At 52.1% G+C, this 20,234-nt stretch carries 18 protein-coding genes, 2 pseudogenes and 1 riboswitch; of the genes and pseudogenes, 12 read left to right on the top strand and 8 right to left on the bottom strand.

Annotation, left to right across the window (positions count from 1 at the left end; all coding sequences use genetic code 11):
- Positions 1 to 57: 57 nt before the first annotated feature.
- From H045_RS19060 to ahcY, 3 genes are all read right to left on the bottom strand, one after another.
- Complete coding sequence (locus H045_RS19060) at positions 58 to 1,137, bottom strand: hypothetical protein (protein WP_015373193.1); 1,080 nt, start codon at positions 1,135 to 1,137, stop codon at positions 58 to 60.
- Between the two features lie 78 nt (positions 1,138 to 1,215).
- Positions 1,216 to 2,061, bottom strand: coding sequence for a methylenetetrahydrofolate reductase [NAD(P)H] (gene metF, locus H045_RS19055; RefSeq protein WP_015373192.1), 846 nt, complete (start codon positions 2,059 to 2,061; stop codon positions 1,216 to 1,218).
- Positions 2,062 to 2,239: 178 nt separating this feature from the next.
- Positions 2,240 to 3,649 carry an adenosylhomocysteinase gene (ahcY, locus tag H045_RS19050; RefSeq protein WP_015373191.1) on the bottom strand — a complete coding sequence of 470 codons (1,410 nt, stop codon included), beginning with the start codon at positions 3,647 to 3,649 and terminating at the stop codon, positions 2,240 to 2,242.
- Between the two features lie 21 nt (positions 3,650 to 3,670).
- Positions 3,671 to 3,776: riboswitch (S-adenosyl-L-homocysteine riboswitch) on the bottom strand.
- 187 nt (positions 3,777 to 3,963) lie between these two features.
- On the opposite strand from ahcY, the gene H045_RS19045 reads away from it, so the two are divergent.
- Positions 3,964 to 4,368 (top strand): acyl-CoA thioesterase, encoded by a 405-nt coding sequence (locus tag H045_RS19045; protein ID WP_003234538.1) that lies wholly within the window; start codon positions 3,964 to 3,966, stop codon positions 4,366 to 4,368.
- Between the two features lie 75 nt (positions 4,369 to 4,443).
- Complete coding sequence (locus tag H045_RS19040) at positions 4,444 to 5,334, top strand: formate/nitrite transporter family protein (protein WP_003234537.1); 891 nt, start codon at positions 4,444 to 4,446, stop codon at positions 5,332 to 5,334.
- Here H045_RS19040 and H045_RS19035 read toward each other — a convergent pair.
- Positions 5,328 to 5,726: pseudogene (locus H045_RS19035) on the bottom strand (cation:proton antiporter domain-containing protein); the annotation flags it as partial. The gene H045_RS19040 and the pseudogene H045_RS19035 overlap by 7 nt on opposite strands.
- Before the next feature lie 554 nt (positions 5,727 to 6,280).
- Here H045_RS19035 and H045_RS25130 point away from each other — a divergent pair.
- The 5 genes from H045_RS25130 to H045_RS19015 all read left to right on the top strand — a co-directional run bounded on the left by H045_RS25130 (position 6,281) and on the right by H045_RS19015 (position 13,362).
- On the top strand, positions 6,281 to 8,557 hold the full coding sequence (locus tag H045_RS25130) for a hypothetical protein (protein ID WP_157225368.1): 2,277 nt from the start codon (positions 6,281 to 6,283) through the stop codon (positions 8,555 to 8,557).
- On the top strand, positions 8,547 to 10,628 hold the full coding sequence (locus H045_RS25125; protein ID WP_015373188.1) for a hypothetical protein: 2,082 nt from the start codon (positions 8,547 to 8,549) through the stop codon (positions 10,626 to 10,628). The genes H045_RS25130 and H045_RS25125 overlap by 11 nt, the downstream gene beginning before the upstream one ends.
- A complete protein-coding gene (locus H045_RS25120) occupies positions 10,616 to 11,212 on the top strand; it encodes a hypothetical protein (protein ID WP_157225367.1) in 597 nt (198 codons plus the stop codon). Before H045_RS25125 ends, H045_RS25120 begins: the two co-directional genes overlap by 13 nt.
- 29 nt (positions 11,213 to 11,241) lie before the next feature.
- Complete coding sequence (locus H045_RS24715; protein ID WP_157225366.1) at positions 11,242 to 12,657, top strand: tyrosine-type recombinase/integrase; 1,416 nt, start codon at positions 11,242 to 11,244, stop codon at positions 12,655 to 12,657.
- A gap of 153 nt (positions 12,658 to 12,810) precedes the next feature.
- Complete coding sequence (locus H045_RS19015) at positions 12,811 to 13,362, top strand: hypothetical protein (protein ID WP_015373186.1); 552 nt, start codon at positions 12,811 to 12,813, stop codon at positions 13,360 to 13,362.
- Between the two features lie 351 nt (positions 13,363 to 13,713).
- Here H045_RS19015 and H045_RS19010 read toward each other — a convergent pair whose 3' ends face one another.
- From H045_RS19010 to H045_RS19000, 3 genes are all read right to left on the bottom strand, one after another.
- Positions 13,714 to 14,355, bottom strand: coding sequence for a hypothetical protein (locus tag H045_RS19010; RefSeq protein WP_244159681.1), 642 nt, complete (start codon positions 14,353 to 14,355; stop codon positions 13,714 to 13,716).
- A 211-nt stretch (positions 14,356 to 14,566) separates the two neighbouring features.
- Positions 14,567 to 14,977 carry a hypothetical protein gene (locus H045_RS19005; protein WP_041931535.1) on the bottom strand — a complete coding sequence of 137 codons (411 nt, stop codon included), beginning with the start codon at positions 14,975 to 14,977 and terminating at the stop codon, positions 14,567 to 14,569.
- Between the two features lie 231 nt (positions 14,978 to 15,208).
- Positions 15,209 to 15,922, bottom strand: a complete 714-nt coding sequence (locus H045_RS19000; RefSeq protein ID WP_015373183.1) for a hypothetical protein — start codon at positions 15,920 to 15,922, stop codon at positions 15,209 to 15,211.
- A 44-nt stretch (positions 15,923 to 15,966) separates the two neighbouring features.
- Between H045_RS19000 and H045_RS18995 the strand changes: the two genes are divergently transcribed.
- The 5 genes and pseudogenes from H045_RS18995 (at position 15,967) to H045_RS24710 (ending at position 18,778) form a co-directional block, all read left to right on the top strand.
- Positions 15,967 to 16,482, top strand: coding sequence for a helix-turn-helix domain-containing protein (locus tag H045_RS18995; RefSeq protein WP_081602904.1), 516 nt, complete (start codon positions 15,967 to 15,969; stop codon positions 16,480 to 16,482).
- A 187-nt stretch (positions 16,483 to 16,669) separates the two neighbouring features.
- A pseudogene (locus H045_RS25565) lies at positions 16,670 to 17,281 on the top strand (histidine phosphatase family protein); the annotation flags it as partial.
- A 24-nt stretch (positions 17,282 to 17,305) separates the two neighbouring features.
- The gene (locus H045_RS25900) at positions 17,306 to 17,821 is read left to right on the top strand and encodes a DUF7693 family protein (protein WP_425262182.1); all 516 of its coding nucleotides are present in this window, start codon (positions 17,306 to 17,308) and stop codon (positions 17,819 to 17,821) included.
- 211 nt (positions 17,822 to 18,032) lie between these two features.
- Complete coding sequence (locus H045_RS18985; RefSeq protein ID WP_015373180.1) at positions 18,033 to 18,242, top strand: hypothetical protein; 210 nt, start codon at positions 18,033 to 18,035, stop codon at positions 18,240 to 18,242.
- Positions 18,239 to 18,778, top strand: coding sequence for a hypothetical protein (locus H045_RS24710; protein WP_244159680.1), 540 nt, complete (start codon positions 18,239 to 18,241; stop codon positions 18,776 to 18,778). Before H045_RS18985 ends, H045_RS24710 begins: the two co-directional genes overlap by 4 nt.
- Here H045_RS24710 and H045_RS18980 read toward each other — a convergent pair.
- Entirely contained in the window at positions 18,705 to 19,994 is a 1,290-nt protein-coding gene (locus H045_RS18980; RefSeq protein WP_041931534.1) for a DUF4200 domain-containing protein, read from the bottom strand. The genes H045_RS24710 and H045_RS18980 overlap by 74 nt on opposite strands.
- Positions 19,995 to 20,234: the final 240 nt, after the last annotated feature.

The following is a 20,234-nucleotide window of genomic DNA, read 5'->3' as shown; positions in this document are numbered from 1 at the left end:
AGATTACGACGCTCCAGCACTAAAGAGAAGCGCTGGCACGGGCTTTTGCGGCGAGGGCTATTGACCCGGCGTGGTCATCAGGTGCTGGTAGATTGCCATGCGCCGCTGGCCCAGAATCAGGCGCACCACGGGGTTGGCGAACCAGTGTTCAAGCTCGTGGGCATCGAGGGGGCGTTTCTGGCGCTCTTCCTGATTCTGTCGTGCCTTGTCCCACCAAACCGGGCCACATGCCTGATCGAATTCGTTTTCGTGTTCGTAGCAGCCGTAGAGAATTTCGCGGATGAACTGTTGCTGATGCTTGGGCAGCATCAGCGTGATCAATTTATACATCAGGCGTTGCACGCGTGGCGGGCGTGGCAGGTGCGCGGACACCTGGCGCGTGTCGGCCAACGCCTGCGCGCTGGTGGGCGCTGCGGCGTGCTTGGCGATCCACGCCTTGACCTTGGCCCGGAACAGCTGCTTGCGGCTCCAGTAATGGTGGATCAGGTCCGGGCATTCGCGCACGTTGACGGTGCGGTAGGCGGCAATCGACAGGCAGAACTCTTCCAGGGTGTAGGCGCCCTGGGCGTGGGGGAACAGCTCGTCCATCAGTTCAATCGAGCGATCCAGCACCGCCGCATCCTGCCGGGTCAGGCCCATGACCCCGGAGTTGAGGGTCATCATGTCATCGTCCGCCACGCCCATGTCCAGCAGGCGCTGGTGCAGCGCGCTGTAGAGAATGCTTTCGTGGTTGTCGCCGTATCGGGTGTAGAAGGCGTTGCACAGCAGGGTGCCGGGCTGCACGCGTTCGAACAGGGCCAGGGGCGAATGGTGGAAGAAGGTATCAGTGTCGATCAGCATCGCCATCGGCGACTCTTCGAGCACCTGGCGCAACACCACGTGTTTGGTGCGAAAGTGGTAGCCGTGGGGCTCGCTCCAGCGTTTGCGCGTGGCTTCGTCCAGCGGGCGCACACGCACCGGCAGCAGGCGATACGGCTCGGGGTTATCGCTGAATACCTGAATATCCACGGCGTCCGGAGTGGCCTGCAGAAAAGCCAGCGCGCTGGCGATGCTGAAGACGGCTTCCTGGTGGTAGGTCTCGCAGCCGAAGACCAGGTACACCAGTTGCGGGCGGGAAGTCGGGGACGCTGTATTCATGGACGGCTGGGTTCCGTGGGCAGGTAAAACGTCAAAGGCCCTCGTAAAGACGAGGGCCTTGGCACGGTCGGGCAAACTTCAGCGTGGCAGCTTGAGGTTGTTCCAGATGGCCAGGCTGGGCTCGGTCTGGTTCAGGGTATAGAAGTGCAACCCTGGCGCGCCACCTTGCAACAATTGTTCACACATCTCGGTGATGACCTGCTCGCCGAACGCCTGGATGCTCTTGACGTCGTCTCCATAGGCTTCCAGTTGCTTGCGCACCCAGCGTGGGATCTCGGCCCCGCAGGCGTCGGAAAAGCGCGCCAGCTTGCTGTAGTTGGTGATCGGCATGATGCCCGGCACGATCGGGATGTTCACGCCCATGGCCTGAACGCGCTCGACAAAATAGAAGTAACTGTCGGCGTTGAAAAAGTATTGGGTGATCGCGCTGTCGGCGCCGGCGTTGGCCTTGCGCACGAAATTCTGCAGATCGTGTTCGAAATTGCGCGCCTGCGGATGCATCTCCGGGTAAGCCGCTACTTCGATGTGGAAGTGATCGCCGCTTTCCTCGCGGATGAAGCTCACCAGTTCATTGGCGTAGCGCAGCTCGCCGCTGGCCATGCCCATGCCGGATGGCAGGTCGCCACGCAAGGCGACGATGCGCTTGATGCCGGCGGCTTTGTATTGGGTCAGCAGGCCGCGCAGATCGGCCTTGCTGTCGCCCACGCACGACAAGTGCGGCGCGGCGGGAACCTTGATTTCATTTTCCAGCTGCAACACGGTGTTGATCGTGCGATCACGGGTCGAACCGCCGGCGCCGTAGGTGCAGGAGAAGAAGTCGGGGTTGAAGCTGGCTAACTGCTTGGCAGTTGCCATCAGTTTTTCATGCCCAGCATCGGTTTTGGTCGGGAAGAACTCGAAGCTGTAGCGACGGTCTTGGGACATGGTAATACCCTTGGAAACTCGAAAGCCTGGAAGGCATACGCAATCGATGCGGGTGCCTGGCTTTCTGTGGGAGCTGGCTTGCCTGCGATAGCATCAGCTCGGTGTTACTGGAACACCGAGGCGTCTGCATCGAGGGCAAGCCCGGCTCCCACAGAAGAGCCGGCGCCAGCAAGGCCGATCAGTAGCGGTAAGCGTGCGGCTTGAACGGGCCTTCGACCGTCACGCCGATGTAGTCGGCCTGGGTCTTGGTCAGTTGGGTCACCACGCCGCCGAAGCCGCGGACCATTTCCAGGGCCACTTCTTCGTCGAGTTTCTTGGGCAGTACTTCCACGGTCAGGCGCTCGGCTTTCTGGGCGGGCGACAGGTCGGCGTACTTCTGTTCGAACAGGAAGATCTGCGCCAGTACCTGGTTGGCGAACGAGCCGTCCATGATGCGGCTTGGGTGACCGGTGGCGTTGCCCAGGTTAACCAGGCGGCCTTCGGCCAGCAGGATCAGGTAATCGTCGTTCTGTGGATCGAACTGGCCGGCGCCGGTGCGGTGAACCTTGTGCACCTGCGGCTTCACTTCTTCCCATGCCCAGTTTTTGCGCATGAAAGCGGTGTCGATCTCGTTGTCGAAGTGGCCGATGTTGCACACCACGGCGCGCTTTTTCAGGGCCTTGAGCATGTTCGCATCACAGACATTCACGTTACCGGTGGTGGTGACGATCAGGTCGATCTTGCCCAGCAGGGCCTTGTCGATGCTTGCCTCGGTGCCGTCATTGACGCCATCGATGAACGGCGAAACCACTTCGAAACCGTCCATGCAGGCCTGCATGGCGCAGATCGGGTCAACTTCGGAAACCTTGACGATCATGCCTTCCTGGCGCAGGGACTGGGACGAACCCTTGCCCACGTCACCATAACCGATCACCAGCGCTTGCTTGCCCGACAGCAGGTGGTCGGTGCCGCGCTTGATGGCATCGTTGAGGCTGTGACGGCAACCGTACTTGTTGTCGTTCTTGCTCTTGGTCACCGAGTCGTTGACGTTGATGGCCGGGATTTTCAGTTCGCCCTTGGCCAGCATGTCCAACAGGCGGTGCACGCCGGTGGTGGTTTCTTCGGTCACGCCGTGGACGCGGTCGAGGATGGCCGGGTACTTCTTGTGCAGCAGCTCGGTCAGGTCGCCGCCGTCGTCGAGGATCATGTTGGCATCCCATGGCGCGCCATCCTTGAGGATGGTTTGCTCCAGGCACCACTCGTACTCTTCTTCGGTCTCGCCTTTCCAGGCGAATACCGCGATACCGGCAGCGGCGATGGCAGCAGCGGCCTGGTCCTGAGTCGAGAAAATGTTGCACGACGACCAACGCACTTCGGCACCGAGGGCAACCAGGGTTTCGATCAGCACGGCAGTCTGGATGGTCATGTGGATGCAGCCGAGAATCTTCGCGCCCTTGAGCGGCTGCTCAGCGGCGTACTTGCGACGCAGACCCATCAGGGCAGGCATTTCGGATTCGGCGATAAAGGTTTCGCGACGGCCCCAGGCGGCGAGGGACATGTCGGCGACTTTGTAGTCATTGAATTCTGCAGGCGTGATGACAGCGCTCATAGAGAGCCTCCATTCGTAGTGTGCGAATGGGCGCCGTTGTGCGTTTGGTATCCAGCCGTGAAACCAGGCCGGGCAACGCCCCATCCGAGCCTGACAGGGTGAACCTGCTGCAGCGCCCCTCGGACAGGTGGCGGGAGAACGGTGATGGCCGTTCTGAATCGGGGGCGATTATAGCTTTCTTTATCCGGCCAGTGGCAAGTAACAAGCGACACGCTGCAAGTAAAAACGAATCGGCTTTTACTTGCAGCGTGTCGCTTGAAACTTGAAGCTGGGGGGTGAACTCTATCGTTCAAACCCCTCGGAGCCCGTCCCCCATGAACTTCCACACCCGCAAATGGGTTAAACCCGAAGACCTCAACCCCAACGGCACCCTGTTCGGCGGCAGCCTGCTGCGCTGGATCGACGAAGAAGCGGCGATCTATGCGATTGTCCAGCTGGGCAACCAGCGCGTCGTCACCAAATATATCTCCGAAATCAACTTCGTCAGCGCCTCGCGCCAAGGCGACATCATCGAGCTGGGCATTACGGCCACCGAGTTCGGCCGAACCTCCATCACGCTCACCTGTGAAGTGCGCAACAAGATCACCCGCAAGAGCATCCTGACCGTCGAGAAAATGGTCTTCGTGAACCTCGGCGAGGACGGTTTGCCCGCGCCGCACGGGCGTACCGAGATCAAGTACGTGAAGGACCAGTTCCAGGGAGACGGCCTCAGCGAATAATACTGCCGGGGCCAGTGAACGCTATTGAATGGCCATAGGTCGTACCTGAACATCGCCCCCCGTTCAGGTATCACCATGGCCACGCAAGCAGACGGCAAGACTCCCAACCTGTCGCAGGAAGAGCAGCAGGACGTAGACGAGAACCAGCCGCCTCGCGCGGCGGTGCTGCACGAAATCATCCGCACCCAGGGCGATCAGGAACTGGAGCGCAATGTCGCCGCACTGTGGTGGTCAGCACTGGCCGCCGGCTTGACCATGGGCCTGTCGCTGATGGCCATGGGGTTGCTCAACTCACGCCTGCCGGACGGTGAAGCTTTCAAGGTCATCGCCAGCTTCGGTTATTGCGCAGGCTTCCTGGCGGTGATCCTCGCGCGCCAGCAACTGTTTACCGAAAACACCCTGACCGCCGTGCTGCCGGTGATGAGCAAGCCGACGCTGGCCAATGTCGGCCGGCTGTTGCGCCTGTGGTCGGTGGTGCTGGTGGGCAACCTGTGCGGCACCTTGCTGGTGGCGTATGTGATGCTGCACCTGCCAATCTTTGACGCCAAGACCGACATGGCCTTCCTCGAGATCGGCCGCAAAATCATGGAAAACGACGCGGGTCAGATGTTTGCCAAGGGCATCATCTCGGGCTGGATGATCGCCACCATGGTGTGGATGATTCCGTCGATGGAAAGCGCCAAGATGTGGATCATCATCCTCATCACCTACCTGATGGCGCTGGGCGACTTCACCCACATCGTCGTCGGCTCGGCGGAGGTGTCCTACCTGGTGTTTGCCGGTGAGCTGTCGTGGCATGACTTCTGGCTGGTGTTCGCCGGCCCGACCCTGGCCGGCAATATCATCGGCGGCAGCTTTATCTTTGCCTTGATCAGCCATGCGCAGATCCGCAGCGAAGGCAGCCTGCCCGGCAAACAGGCTGCGGACCCCAGGCATCCGCAGCAGGTGAAGAAGAAGGATCAGTGAGCGTCGGGCGTGGCCTCGGGTTCACCCCGGGTCACGCGCTTGACCAGTTTGCCGATGCTCAGCCCCTGCAGCAGGATCGACGACAGCACCACGATATAGGTGATGCTCAACAACAGGTCGCGTTCCGGGCCCAGCGGCAAGGCCAGGGCCAAGGCCACTGAAACGCCGCCGCGCAGTCCGCCCCAGGTGAGGATGCGAATGGTGCCGCGTGGCACAGTGCGCCAGCGTCGCAGCAGCAGAATCGCCGGCGCCACGGTGAGCAGACGCGAGAGCAGGATGGCCACCGCCAGCAAACTGGCCGCGAACACGTGCAGCCAGTTGAACGGCAACAGCAGCAATTCCATACCAATCAGCGCAAACAGCAGCGCGTTGAGCATGTCGTCGAGCAATTCCTGGTTTCTCCTAATCAGCATCTGTTGTCAAAAAAACATAAGCTTTTGTTTTATATAGTTTTTTATTGCTTTCGACTCAATGCTAAAAATGACAACTGGCATTTTCCATCCGAGAACACAGCCAAATCTACCGCATGGGTACATACGGCGAGGCGCCGCCAATACAGCGTGTTGAAGTCAACACCGCTGTGAGTGCCTAGTGAGAAATACACAAAGTGTTTCTATTCGAAAATTTACCATCTGGTAAGTAATGCAATAAATACCAGAAGGTAATAATTAGTCGCGTTGGTATCAGCGGAGAATCAATTTCTGCCCTATGTCTAACTAGGTTGTTCTAAGTGGATTGAAGGATTTCGTAGGCTTTCGTAAATTTTCACTCATAACGTAAATACATACCTTCGTTCTCAAAGTTACTAACAGCTCAAGCGCCGCTAAGTACCAATAGGTAATGTTCAAGGGGAGTATTTCGGAAGATGGGTAGAGTTTAAAATAACGCTCACTTGTCATAACGGTCGCACCCTGTTTTCATAGATGAAAAGCAACAGGGGTGCGTAATGTCTGTAATAGTAAATAGCAGGTGGTTGCAAGCTTACGAATTTAGGAATTTGAGCCAAGAAACAATAACCGCTCTATGTGCGACGTATCCTAATGATCAAAATTTCTTGACATCATTGAAACTTCTCGAGTGCTACTGCGATATTACAGGGCAAAGGCTGAGCTCCTCTGCAATGGATACCAGTTGTGCCGCAGAACTCATTGCTGGGTTCTGTGGGAGCATGGAGTCGGATGGTATCGTTGGCATTGCCGCTGGGACAAGATTCGCACACCTCAGAAAAATAATAGCTGCCTGTCGCAATGCGGGTATGAGTACAGATTGGGAAGCCCCTGTTGGGCCTAACACTGTCAATCCTTATTGCAGGTCTGTTTGGTCAAGTCACTCGGCCTGTCTGGATCTGCTTGCTGTGGAATACTGGAGTGCTTGGCCGGTTGTTCATCGCTCAGGAGAGGTAAGTGGCCTTCGGCTATCTAACTTATGGAATTCGCATGGCCACAAGTTCGTGCGACAATTTCATGAGCAGTGCAGCATTCATATGCTCAAGTACGCAAAAAATGGAAAAAATTTTATAAATGAATTTGCTGTTTTTGTCTCGTCAAATGCGGAGCTTTTCCCTGTTGATTCTTTTCGTGATCCGATTCAGTTATATGTTTTATTTAAAAGCTATCGTAAATATTATTTCGATCAAGCTACTGCTCGGAAGTTAAATAAGCCGGCCCGACGCAGGGAATGGAATAAAGGCGTGCTGTTTATGGAGGAGACCTTCATACATGGACGAATCTGGGCCATACCCCCAGGAGGGCGATTGCCTCGCGTAAAAGCAACCAAAACAAGTGGTCGCGAGGCAAATATTAAGCAAACGAAAGATGGGTCATTAGTGCGTCATAAGTTGATAACACCAGTCCCTTTGCATCTTAAGGATAATGATGCAATCGAGCGCCTGCTTTCACAAGTAGAGTCGGACTTTAGTGTGGTGACTGGCTGGGCGCGTGCGCGCATTGCGGAAATGGAAGTTGCGATTAATGTACGTAATCAGTTAGCTATGGATGGCCAAACGATTGATTGCTCCGAGCGTAAAATTGGCAAGCATCTAAGTCTAAAAAATATTTGCGCTACTTATAAAAACCTTGGGTATAACGCGCCCATTCAACGATTTGTAACGGTGGCTAATCAGCGCGACTTATACAAATATTCAGTTTCTAGTCTAGGCAAAAAGTTATGCATACCCAGCGCGGGGGTACTGTTCGCGCATCAAGTCTTATTGGTCGCAAAGCACCCAGTAATTACATCCAGATTTATATCTGAGTTGGATTTGTATGATGAGCGTGGAGATTTAAAGGGAGTTGTAACTGATGGAGAGGTTCGGTACCTGGTAGGGTACAAGCGCCGACGAGGTCAAGTGCTTGCTGAGCAGAGAGTTATGCTAGATCAAGAGTCGTCGCACGTGATCGATCAAGTTCTGGAACTTACTTCTCCCTTACGTGAGTTCTTGCGCTTGCAGGGTGATAAAAATTACAGAAAGTTGTTCTTGTCAAGTGGGCTTGCAGCTGCTTATCCCAAAATAGCCTGTATACCGTTATGGACTAAATCCAGCTTTGAGAAACACCCTTACTACAGGGCGAATATTCACTTTCAGTTTCACCAGCAAACCGATCTCAGAGATCAGGATCTAGATAGCTTTCTTTTCGAAGTGACATTGAACAGTGTCCGAGCAACAAGCGCCGTAGTTGAATTTATAAAAAATCCTAGCCCCGCAAAACTAGCAGATAGCTTAGGTCACGAATCGTATGACCCTGACTTAGCCTCTAGCTATCTTCCTGACGAAGTTCTAGATTATTTTAAAAGTCGTCATGTTCGCGTATTTCAGCGCTGGTTAGTAGTCCACGCCTTGAAAGACAGCGCTATGTTATTCCAAGCTACGTCATTCCAAAATATGGAAGAGCTCGAAGAGTTTATCCGAAATAACGCATATGGGGATATTACAGGGTATCTCAAAGATCCAGAGGGAGTGTTTTCTAAAAAAGGGGACATTGGAAAAATTTATATTGCAGTTAGTCCTCAGGCACTAACCGCCCTGGTGTCCCTGAGTGTTTGCATACGCACCGCCGAACGTCCACAAGAAGTATCGCCAAAGGCACATTACTGGTCTCGCCTGGGTGAGTTAACGATTAAGGAAATCATGTCTGGCTATGACGAACTCTTGAAATCTTACGTTCTATATGCAGAAGCGAACGTCGATAGCGGGGCTATGGAATCAGTTATTTATGAAAATTAAAGAAGCGGAAGAAGATTTTATCCCTGTTGACTTTGACTTTGAATGGCAAGAAGCTCCATGGCTCGGGAGTGATTTCAGTAGTGACTGTTGGTTGCTTTTTGGATCATTAAGTGTCGACTGGCGGGTCAAAATTGATGATGGCTCATTTCTGACTGATAGCGGGAACATTCAGCTTTGCACAAGTTTCAAAGCTGCATTTATGCTTTTTATGAAGGGTGGATATGGGTGGTACGATGCTTCGCCTTCATATGATACTTTGAAAAGGAAGTGTCGTGCAGCGTTGAGCGCTATTGACCTAATGCTGATTCACGCGCCTCACCTTCAATTATCGAGGGTCGGACTTGCTGGACTTACTGCTTCGAATCTTAAAGGGCTATTGGAGCAGCTGGCCTCTCATCCAAGCCGGGCAGAATCTATATATCAGTGGCAAAAGAGTGTGCTGGAGTTTGGCCTCAAGATAGTAGGTGAAATCAGTCCGGCCAAAATAGCTGCGGTACTGGAAGCCAACCCGTTTTTGGCGGATAAATTGGACTTGGACGTGAGAGCTGGTGTTGTCCTACCTTCTCAACAACAATTATCCGAGATACGAGCGGCGTTCTATTCATTAGGTTATTATCAAGGCTATAAACGATCTGGGTTTAGTTTAAATTCGGCTAAGCTGAGTAAGTTATTATATGTAAATACCCTTAGCGGATGTTCTACTCCGAAGCCAACCTTGCCATTTTTTAACTGCATGAGCGAATGTGTTAAATATACTCGAGAGTTCGACGGTGTTCCGGTAGTTACCGGAAACGGAGCCTCCATAGGGCCTACTGCATTGGCGATGTATAAGTCCTTTCTGAACTCGCTTAGTGGTCTGCCGTTGGTAGGTTTTCCTGGCCCCTCCAGCATAGATGTTCAAGAGTTCGATTCATTTCTTCCTAAAGCGAACAAACTTGGTCGATATAGGACGTTGCCTGCGGACTTGGCATTTAAATTACTTAGAAATTCCATCGAGTTTCATCTTGGCTGGGGCGACGAAATCATTCAAGCGTTTTGCCGGTTGGCCGAGCATGCCGCAAAAAATAATATTCTTTTTAATAAGTTGTCAGACAAAGTTGTTCAGGATCTTGTTGGAGAGAAGTTAAGGGTGTTCGGCGTAAGAACTTTAGGTTTGAGTACGTACGCATATCATAAAGGTAATACGCCACTCTACAAGTCAACTCCCGAAGATCATTATGTAAGTCTTAGATCTAACCACGGTCTAATCGAGCTTCTGATTGTCTACGTGGGTGCGGCGCAATTCAGCGTCGGGTTGTTGGCTGCTCGACGGCAGGATGAGTTATCGAAAATGCCCATCGACCAGTGTTTGGATGTCACCCGAAGCTGGCTCATATTTGATAGAGCCAAAAGCACCGTTGGACTTGATGGTAGGCGGGATACAATTGCTCGCCCGATAGATCCAATAGCAGTAGCAATGCTTGATAACTTGCTCACGATGCAGCGTCGTCTTAAAGAGTGCGGCTACATTCCCGAGCTAATGACAGCGTTTTCGGTGCCTCCACTGCGTGGTAGAAGCGGACTTTTGGAAGGTAACACAAACAACATGAATGTCGCATTTGACATGTTCTGTGATTATTTTGAAAGCGACAGGAATCAGGTTGGTCAACGCTATTATATACGGCAGCATCAGCTAAGGCGCATGTTTGCGTTACTGTTTTTTCACGCCTATGGTGTAGGTGGGCTCGATACTCTACGGTGGATGATGGGGCATACTAATCTGGCGCACTTGTGGAATTACCTTACCGATGTGACTGATGGAGCGAGCCTGCGAGGAGCCGAGGCTCAACATATAGCCAGAGAGATCCGCGCTAAGGACGACAGTGATTATGAAGACCTGCGGTCTATGCTTAGTGAATATTTTGGTACTACATACTTGTCGGTTATCGATTCTGAAGATCTAGAAAATCGTATAGTTTGGTTGATGGAAGAAAAACAGATCACCGTTGTACCGCAATTTCTCCGTACTGCAACGGGTGAAGTGTGCAAATTGTTAGTGCATGTGACTGGAGATAAGCCGTGGTTGCTCTAAAGCGAGAAAGGATACGCGAGTCGATTTTAGCGCTAAATAGCTTGCTCCGCTTAATTTGCAAAAGTCCGGAAGTTTATCGACTAGATGCAGCGCTCGCATCAGCTCTTGTCAGCCAGGGAGCTTTGGCATCTTTATCTTATTGTTACTTGCTCGATGGTGAAGAGAAACGAATTTTACCATTGAGCCTCAATACTGTAAAAAGACAAGCTGACGTTTTGATTGATCAAGGCGGCTACAAAACATTAGATAAGCGTAGGGTTGAAGCGCTCAAAGCCATTACTCGACAAGATAAACATGAAGCTCAACCGTCTAAACGCACCAAGGTAGGGTTGCTTGCTGCAGTGGATTCGTTGGAAGAACTTGTGAACAGCCATCGCCGCTCAAATTTTCGAATCCTACAAGGCCTCAATCGTTGTATGGATGCTATAAAGACAATTAGAGACTGCGAGGATCGGGAGTTACGTAAAAAAAGAGCTGCGGATGCCATAAAGGATATTTTGGCAATTTTATCCATCAACGAATCTCCATTTGACGTTCTGTTGTCTAGTTCCGTTGTTACTCCTATCCGTCTACCTAAGTCATGATCCCTAGGCTTGATGGGAAATTGTGGACGGTGCTTCGTCGTCTGGAGGTATTCAGCCATTTTTCATTGAAGGATACGCCTACTAACCGAGATGCCAGTAATCTACCATTTATCCAGTGGCCAAATGGTGCGCCATGTTTGGTAGCAAACTTCTATATGTTGTCGCTGTTGAACCGACGTTCTAGATTCAATAGGCCGTTGTCCCGGTTGGGGCGGAGGGCAGGGACTATTGGCACATATGCGAGCAAAATTACTATTATCGTCAGATACGTTTATTTTCTTGGTAAAGATTTTATCGATTTGACTGATCATGACTTCACTAACTTTGTAAATTCGTTAAGGCAGCCAGATCTTAGTGACGGATCTAAACGGTTACCCTTATCGGTTGGTGCGATAGGTCGAGAATGCATAGACTTTTTGATGTTTGTGGGGCGGCTCTACGAGAACACAGATTTCATCCGGGATGGAGGAATTATAAATATTAAAGAAAAGGTCGTTCGCAGAATTGGCCGTGATGGTAAAGAATATCTAACCTCATACTGGACTCATCATTCGCTCGCGGCACCCGGCCATGCAGGAGAAGAGCGTCGTCGGGATCCTGTTTCTGAGGAAAATGTATCCCGGCTGAGGTCAGCTGTAGACATGATCGGGTCAAGTCGCTTTCTAAAATTAAGGAAACATGCTCTGCTTTCCGTTTTTAGCGAGCTCGGGCCAAGACGTATGGAAGCCAACCTCTTAACTGTGGAAGACGTACTCGAAGCAAGTTCTATGAAAGAACCGATGTTGCGGTTAAAAACACTCAAAACTGATATAGATGAGGTTAGGTTAGTGCCAGTTACCCACCAGTTGGTCGGTCAGCTAACGGATTATCTGGTGCACCGCTCCAAGGTGGTTGATCGGACGATTAAGAAGTCTAATGATCACGGTTATATCTTCATATCGTCTCGTAGTGGTATGCCTTTAAGTGAGGACTCGATATCTACAGAAATCTATAATCTTCGCTGCGCGGCGGGTATATCTGAACAGACGTGTGCGCATATGTTTCGCCATGCGTTTTGCACCAGTTTGTTTGTTGAGTTCATTTCAAGGTACAAAATAAAGAGCCAGGATCAATTTGCTTTTATGTTGATGTCTGACAAGAATCTTCAATATAAGATGACGATGTGGACGGGGCAGAAAAGTATTTCCAGTTTTTTGCATTACGTCCATATCGCTTTCGAAAAGTTGGGTGTGTATGATCCCGAAGCTTCCTCCTTGCGTGCACTCAAAATAATGAAAGTTTATGAGGCTGAACGTGAGCGTCTCCACAATGAACTTGGTGCTTCGCTGAGTGTGTCGGATTATAAGGCGCAGGTAGCGGTACTGAAGAAAAGATTACAGGAAGATCTAAAAAGTTTTGCAGGTGCACGCCATGAAGATTTGAATGTTTGGAAAAAGGACTTCTAGACGCTATTTTATGAGCATATCCATCTGGTAACGCGGCAGCTTTAGTAAACTAAACCCTCCATCGACCGGTCTTGGTCTTCGAACCTGCAGCTGCTCCGCCCAAGCTAAGTTCACGCGCCGCAGCTTAATCCGAGGCGCCACCCCGGAGTACCAATGATCAACTTCCAGCGATTTTTAGCTTGGCTGTTCCCCGACCGCCGCCCCGAGCGTGAGAAAGCGCGTGAACGCGAATTCATCCGGGCAGCAAACAGCTTGAAGACCCTTTCGGTGACTGACCGGGGTGGCATGTCTATCGACCCCGAAGAGCTCCGCGAGCACATCATTGCCTCACGTGAGCAACTCAAGCATCTCGATCATAAACCTGGCGCACCTAGCAAAACGTTAAATGTATCGGCAGACTTCAAGGTGGCTCAGGAAACGAATGACGCCGTAGAGGCTGCTGTGGAGCTACAGGACTGCATTGAGGTGGTGGCTTGGCGTAGGCCGCCAAGTGGCGCTGCCGTGCGCTACGTCTGTTTCCAGTCAACGAGTACGGGAAGATTCGCAGTTGCGACAGCCTTGCTTTTTTCGGGCAGCTGGCAGTGCCTCCCGTCGTGGATGGAGGCCAATACAGGCATGCAGGTTGCCAATGCCATTAAGAACGCCGAGCTCCGGTGGTTTGCGACCGTGGGTGACGCCATGGATGCTTGGGATGCAGAGCTCTGATGCCCCTGTGTTATTAGTCAGGGCGTGCCCCTGCGGGTAGAGGCTGTCGTGAACCGAGCCTTGGCAAAGCCTGCGTCTCGGCCCTTTGGGCTTCCATCCCCGCACGCCTGCGCGCTCCGCTTGCCTAATGAATTACTCCGGATAGATTCTCTCAAGCCTGGCCTGCATCCTGAAGAGTTGGGGACGAGCGCACCGGGCAAAACGCGACGAACTCCGGTGCTTCAATTGCTTTTGTGATTTGCGTTAGTGATAACCCCTCCATAAACCTTGCTCGTGCATTCTTTCTTAGTCTGCCGACGCATAGTTTGTTGGCTCTAACTACCGTTTTTTGGTGGCTTCCGCCTTAGATGACTAGCGATCTCGGGACGCCAGCGAAAGCTCAATAAGCTCAATGCGGTAAGCATCACGGTTGGTGATAAAGCGTGCGCACATCGCGCTAATGGAAATCGCAAAGAGGAAGGCCATAAACAACGTCACGATTTTTGTGGACGCGGGACTATCTAGGTTTGTCGAAAAGAGTGACGACCAGTTACCGTTTGTAAGCATATTGCCTAGCGCGAAATTCAGGATTAACAGAGAGAACGCAGCAAATTTTTTGCCGTCAGCTTCGATGAAGTAGCCTAGGCGCCGCTCCAGCCTTTTGATCTTAAGCTCTAGGAAGTGTTTAGCGCTTTTAAGGTCTTCTATTGGGTACTGATTAAGCTGCGCCGCAAAACTATGGTCATGATCGATTTCGCCGTCTCTCAGGAGGCGTGACCGTTCCTTCCACATCCAAACACTGCATGCCATGAGAATGGGCGGGCACAGCAAAGACAGCGTCGCGATCAGCTGAGAAAGCAATGCGCTCCAGACGGCTACTGTGACCCATCCGGTCGAGAGCTGGAAAATGAGCTTGTGCCAGACTGCGAGCAGAATGAGTACGAGAAAGGGGGCGGAGGCGGCAATGATTCCATACTTGGAAATTCGATCTAAGAGGAGTTCGAGCTTGGTCAACGCTTTGCGAGGGCGGTACGGTCTCATGGGCTCGAGAGTGTTCAAAAGTGTTTTTAGATTCTGCATACATTCCCTATTCGGTAGCAGGCAACAGCAACATGTCGGTAGTCCAAGTGGTACAAAAACCCCAAGCCAAGGTTTGGTTCAACCCTTACCCTTTTCACAGCGGCAATAATGGGGTCTGCAGCGCCAGAGCTTTTCTGACTTAATTTTACTCGTCTCTCTGGCTTGCCGCTCGTGCTGCTTTATGCTTCAGAAAATGCTCCATTTCACCTTCCCATTCATCCAGAAATTTTCGCCAGTCACGACCATATAGCCCTTCAGGTAGTCGCGTAGATCCGATGGAGGCTTGCAAGAAGCGCTCTCTCCAAGGCTGGGGGATATCTAGCTCCACGACTATGTCGATACCAGAGTGATGGCGTTTTATCGGGACAGCATCACGAACCACATTGAGTTCAAGCGGCTTGTCGGTCGAGGACGCGCTGTGACGCTCTTGGTGATCGAGGTCATCCAAGATGATAAGTAGCCTGGATGCCTTTGGATCACCTGGGGAAAGGCTGGCAAGCTCCCAGAGAACCCTTCGCCTCGTGCTCTCAAGCTTACGGAGTTCATCCTGATTCATCTCTATTCCAGCAATGTTGGTTTGAAATGCGTGGTGGTGATTGCGTGCCGCCTTCGGCGGAAGGCTGGCGTGAACCGAGCCACGGCGGCGCCGCGTCTCGACCCTCCGGGCGCTCATCCTGCACGCCTGCGCGCTCCGCTTGCCTAACGCGCAACGCGCCGGCGTTCTCTGTATTCGGTTTTCAGCGAAATTGTAAGGCAAACATTTCGCTATTCCCGCCAGCCGCGAACATTACTCCTTATGAAACTTGCTGAAGCGACTCGACAGCGTGGAAGGAGCAATAATTTCCCACGATTCCGGCCTCGAGGTGGCACTGAAAACTACCCAGGCACGCCACAGAAAAAACAGTGCAACCAACCCTGCTTCAACTATCGTGACCACTGTAGTGTTATACATATAGCTTTGATCTTGTCCGAATAAGAAGATCAATGCGAACAAAGAAGGAAACCAGCCGATGAGAAATACCATGCAGAATGCGAGAGCGGCGGCGCCCGCCAAAATCATTGGCACCATGAGCCTAAATGAAGTAGCGAACATTTTCTCGGCACCTTCTTTTTGAACACCGTAAATCACACCAATATTTTTTTCTTTTTTACTACTGTTCTTGAACATCCCATAAAGCATCACATTTTGACCAACCTGTAATTCTTCGTAGATTCTATTGGTCAATATCAAATTAGGGATTACCGATCCGTCAATACTGATCTTGGCTTTATAGCCGCCGTTGGTGGGTATAACAGATCGGACATAGTCGAGCTTTCCGGAAACCTTTACGCAATCAAACTTCATTACAACAATTACCTTGTATTCACGTAATAGAGTTCTGGGGCAGTTGAAATCTACAGCTTCCCCAAATGTAAACATGTCCCGGTAGCAGAGAAGTGCGCGCGGAATACCCTCCTGCGAGGAGCCGCTGGCGTTTCCCTGCTGGTCGGCGTTAAGCATGTGATATCAACCAGCCATGCCCAAAGCTGAATATATTAGATGGAATGGGTTTTAGCAATGTGGCCTTATCCTCGCATTTGGAGATTCCAATGCTTGCTAGGGACTCACTTGCCGCTGTCCTACGCGTTCTCAGACGTGCACGTGACCTGAAAGCAGAGGATTTTTCGGCTGTCATCGACCCCACGCACGTGAACAACCTTGAAAACGGTAAAGTCAGCGTATCGCTTGAAACTCTCGAGTCCGTAGCAAAGATCCTTGACCTCCGAACCGTCTCGTTGCTGGTGCTCGCAACAAGTCTTCGCGAAAAAATATCCCCTGATGAATTGCTTGCCAAAGTAAAAACGGAAGTACGCGAGTTCTCTTCGCCACGATTTTTGGCCGATTTCGCAAGCCAAATAGAAAATGGCGAGCTGGTACGCAGACCGTCGGGAGCTCAGGTATCTCAGAAAAAATTGGCTGCTGTACGAGAGTGCAAGGTTGCGGGCATGACTCAGCGTGAGACAGTGATCAAGCTCGGTTTACCTGCCTCCACTGTGCAGCGTTACTGGCACAAGGAATAGTTTCCTCACCATAGTGCTGTCGGGATTCTCAGAGGCTCTTCACACTCACCATTGCTGACTTGCCCATGCAGACCACTGACCAAAGCGTTCTGATATCTTTGGGGCAACAATCCATTGGCTCTACGTCATAAGCCGCCAATATCAGCAATGGATGGAACGCCCTGCGTACCAGCCTGTGAGGTATTCGATGAAGCATGTCAGGCTAATACGACATGGAGAGAGCGCTGCGAACGCAGGCCAAGCCACCTTAGATCACGCGACCATTCCCCTCACCCCGAATGGATTTGAGCAAGCGCAATTGGTGGCGCGGTCAATCATCCAGCCTCCGGCTCTAATCGTCGCATCGCCGTTCTCCCGCGCGCAGTCAACCGCGATGGTTACCGCAGCTGCCTTCCCTAGCACTCGATTTGAAACTTGGCCCATCCACGAATTCACCTATCTTGAGCCCGCACGGTGTATCAACACGACCGTCGCCCATAGACAAGGTTGGGTGGACGCATATTGGGCCAAGGCCGACCCCACATTCATCGATGGTGAAGGCGCTGAGTCATTTTTAGATTTCACGTATAGAGCTCGGTCATTCCTGGAGTGTCTTGAAGAGCTTCATGCCAACCACATCATTGCTTTTTCCCATGGCCAGTTCATCAACGCTGTAGCCTGGCTGATTGAGCGCAAGCCGCTCAGCATTGATGGCGGAGCTATGGCTGACTGGCGTCAGTATGAGATCGCGAACCACGTGCGCAACTGCGGTGAGTGCCTGCTTTCGAACGATTTCGACGAAGCCGGTTGGAGAGTACGCCGGTCAGCTCCTGAGGAGCCGAGAATGGATACAACTTGGCGAGTGCCAGGCAGAGCCTATCAAGTCGTTCGTGATCCTGAGCGCCTGCTCATTGAAGAGCGCGCTGAGGCTCTCTCAGCGGCAGGCTATCCAACGCCAGATGCCGATACGGCTATGTATGCGGAGGAAAGGCTGAAAGAGGCCAGAGCGGCAGCTCGTTCATCCCAAGTAGGTAGCATTAGCGAAAACACTGCGGGTGAACTCTCGGCTAGAGAGGTATGCCAGTTATTGCGAGAGGTCACCTTCGGGCGACTGACGATGACAAAGGTAGGCCAGGCGTCCTGGGACGAGGTTCACGCGGGGCATTTTGTGGTCAGCGTCGAGGGTTGGCATCTATCGATCTACAATGACTGTGACACGCTCGATTATTGCGAAGAGTGCTTTAGCACTGATGGGCGGCGCTGGTCGTTTGACTCTGGAGATCGCTTTGGCACTGATCCAGTAGCACTGTTAAGCACATGGGAACACCGAACACTTGAGCGGATGCTGAAGGAGTTGTAAGTCCGAATTACCATAGGGTGCGTGCCCCTAAAGGGGACGGCTGTCGTGAACCAAGCCTTGGCGTACACGCCAGCGTCTTGGCCCTCCGGGCTTCCATCCTCACGCCTTTGGCTGTCGCCTGCGCGCTCCGCTTGCTTTGATCATCTTGAGTGGATAACGCAATGCGTTCGCTCCTGCTATTCTGCTGAGCCCAGACCATGGAGGTGCTCAAGTGCAGGGTGAATATTCGCTATCAGACGTACTGGAAAGGATGTACCAAAACCAGCTAGCCCTTGAGGCTGCTCTCATGGAGCTAACCCTTCAGGTGGAAGCCCAGGGACATGCGCAAGTCGGCGACAACGTCCGTGGCGCGCTTTACACAATTGGTGAGAACGCTGGTCATATCAAACAGGGGCTGGCCCGGCTCAAAAAACTCCCATGACCCAGCCGCTTTTCGATTTTGATCTCAAACGCGTTTCCCGCACCCACTACATCACTGGCAAGGCTGCGATCAACTTTCCGCGCGCTGGAAGCACTACAGGTGGGTGGCATTTTCTGTCCTACTTCGACCGAGAAGCAGGGGCGGCGAAGGTGTCTCTGGCAGGTATTCACTATCCAGACACCACCGTTTTTTTTGATCACGCGGGCGTCATTGATGTCACTGAACAACTAGCCAAGCTTGGTTGGTTTGCAGAGGGGCGACGACTCTTCATGGCGGATCACTACCGAGCAGCAGCGGACATGGTTGTGAAATGGGCCTTGAGTGAGTCCAGGCACTGCAATGTCGAGGTCGCTGAATGGTTCCCTACGGAAATGGACAGGCAACGGTTGCTCGACCTCCTAGATATCGGAAGGCCGAAGCTTTGTGTTCTGAGTAGGCAAGAAAAGGTAGACGCCTGGCTCCTCAAAACGCTGGAGGTTCCCATCCATCGAAGTGTTTCAACGCGTCCAAATCCCCGATCAGCTCTTTCGCTTTAGCCAGCCGCTCGATAATCACATTCCGTTCATCATCTCCGAGCCTATGCGCGGATCTCTCTATATCGTCAAAGAATGCCTGAATGCTGTTTACCTTTGCCCAAGTCTGAATCACAGCTTCTAGCTGCTCACGGCTATCCTGGATCGCCTTGAGTCGACGTTTTTCCTCTTCTTTTCTTTGCCACTCAGCCATCTGCAATTGGTGCTTCTGCCGTTCGAGCTCAGCCCTTTCTCGCTCAACCTCGACTTTTTTGGCAAGTCCTGGGGCTTCAGCAATCAAGAATTTGACGATGCTTGGGATTTTGCTGACCAAATCACCAGGCCTGTCCTCGATCCAGCGATGAATCCAATCTGCTCGGTAGTAAGGGGAATAAACCTGGAGGCAGAGGCGACCGGTAGGCATGTCGGTACTCATTACCCAATCATTGCGATAAGGAGAGCGACGTTGATTGGTTGGAAGTGAACTTAGTCGAACATACTCCTTGTCTACGTACTTGACCTCGACGTACTCACTGATTTCGTAGATGGTCAAACCAAAAACTATGGTTCCGATGTAAACCACGGTAGGACGTTGCGGCTGCCACAGCGAAGGATGTATGTACCTCGTTGAGGCCTTTTCCCTATGATCAACTGACTCACGATTCATATGTGTAGCAGGATCGCTGAGCGCTACTGCAAGACCTTCTTTCATCAGAGCCAAGTAAAACTGGTTGGCAAAACCTACCGCAAGGGCTATCCCGGTACGGCTCACAATTAAATCCGCCATGGAGCGTTTTGTGGGCCGTAAATAACCGTTATCGCTTTCCCGAACCTTCTTAAAGTGCTCTTCAATATCTAGTAAAAGTGGGTGCCTGCGAGGCAGTGCAGCAGGGATTGGAGATATTTTTCGGTTCGTTTTTTGACGTTCTTTTGGCAAAGATCGCGAAACTTGGAGAGGCGCTCCATTTCGACTCCACGCAGTCAAATCGCCAGGCCGGGATTCGGGCAACAATGGACGCGCTTTAGCTTTGCCCGCTGCTACTTGAGCCCAATACCCCACCGGTGGACGAGGAATATTTAAGCTGGTGAAAACTCGAGCCAAATAGCTTGAAGACACCCCATATCGTTCGCCGATTTTGGTCATAGGAGCCGACCAAACCTGTTCATAAAGGGACTCTCTTGTCACGACATCTTCGGACAATTCATCGGCTGAAGTGCGAACCTCGGATGTGTCTTCCATGGGCGAGAGCTTTGGTCATTTGGTGGGTGTTTGGATAATCATAGCCCATGCATTATGACGATTCAGGGCGATGGCTCGTACACCGCAAGGGGCGGCAAATACATCTACTCCCCTGCCATGGGCAATGGTGGTCACCTGATTTTGAGCAGACACCATCGGCGTTGTGTCTAGGATTGGGTAGGAGTGGTGAGGGGGCCACATTCCCGGCTCTGCTGACCAACCTTAGATTTCGACCGGCTT

The organism is Pseudomonas poae RE*1-1-14 (assembly GCF_000336465.1).
GTDB classification, from domain to species: Bacteria; Pseudomonadota; Gammaproteobacteria; order Pseudomonadales; family Pseudomonadaceae; genus Aquipseudomonas; species Aquipseudomonas poae.
The sequence above is the reverse complement of the archived record's forward strand: the minus strand, read 5'-3'. Positions and strand labels throughout refer to the sequence as shown.

What these genes read in the sequence shown, in the direction of transcription:
- H045_RS19060 (WP_015373193.1), bottom strand. Translation starts at nt 1,137, where the DNA reads ATGAATACAGCGTCCCCGACTTCCCGCCCGCAACTGGTGTACCTGGTC.
- metF (WP_015373192.1), bottom strand. Translation starts at nt 2,061, where the DNA reads ATGTCCCAAGACCGTCGCTACAGCTTCGAGTTCTTCCCGACCAAAACC.
- ahcY (WP_015373191.1), bottom strand. Translation starts at nt 3,649, where the DNA reads ATGAGCGCTGTCATCACGCCTGCAGAATTCAATGACTACAAAGTCGCC.
- H045_RS19045 (WP_003234538.1), top strand. Translation starts at nt 3,964, where the DNA reads ATGAACTTCCACACCCGCAAATGGGTTAAACCCGAAGACCTCAACCCC.
- H045_RS19040 (WP_003234537.1), top strand. Translation starts at nt 4,444, where the DNA reads ATGGCCACGCAAGCAGACGGCAAGACTCCCAACCTGTCGCAGGAAGAG.
- H045_RS25130 (WP_157225368.1), top strand. Translation starts at nt 6,281, where the DNA reads ATGTCTGTAATAGTAAATAGCAGGTGGTTGCAAGCTTACGAATTTAGG.
- H045_RS25125 (WP_015373188.1), top strand. Translation starts at nt 8,547, where the DNA reads ATGAAAATTAAAGAAGCGGAAGAAGATTTTATCCCTGTTGACTTTGAC.
- H045_RS19015 (WP_015373186.1), top strand. Translation starts at nt 12,811, where the DNA reads ATGATCAACTTCCAGCGATTTTTAGCTTGGCTGTTCCCCGACCGCCGC.
- H045_RS19005 (WP_041931535.1), bottom strand. Translation starts at nt 14,977, where the DNA reads ATGAATCAGGATGAACTCCGTAAGCTTGAGAGCACGAGGCGAAGGGTT.
- H045_RS19000 (WP_015373183.1), bottom strand. Translation starts at nt 15,922, where the DNA reads ATGCTTAACGCCGACCAGCAGGGAAACGCCAGCGGCTCCTCGCAGGAG.
- H045_RS18995 (WP_081602904.1), top strand. Translation starts at nt 15,967, where the DNA reads ATGGGTTTTAGCAATGTGGCCTTATCCTCGCATTTGGAGATTCCAATG.
- H045_RS25900 (WP_425262182.1), top strand. Translation starts at nt 17,306, where the DNA reads ATGGATACAACTTGGCGAGTGCCAGGCAGAGCCTATCAAGTCGTTCGT.
- H045_RS24710 (WP_244159680.1), top strand. Translation starts at nt 18,239, where the DNA reads ATGACCCAGCCGCTTTTCGATTTTGATCTCAAACGCGTTTCCCGCACC.
- H045_RS18980 (WP_041931534.1), bottom strand. Translation starts at nt 19,994, where the DNA reads ATGGAAGACACATCCGAGGTTCGCACTTCAGCCGATGAATTGTCCGAA.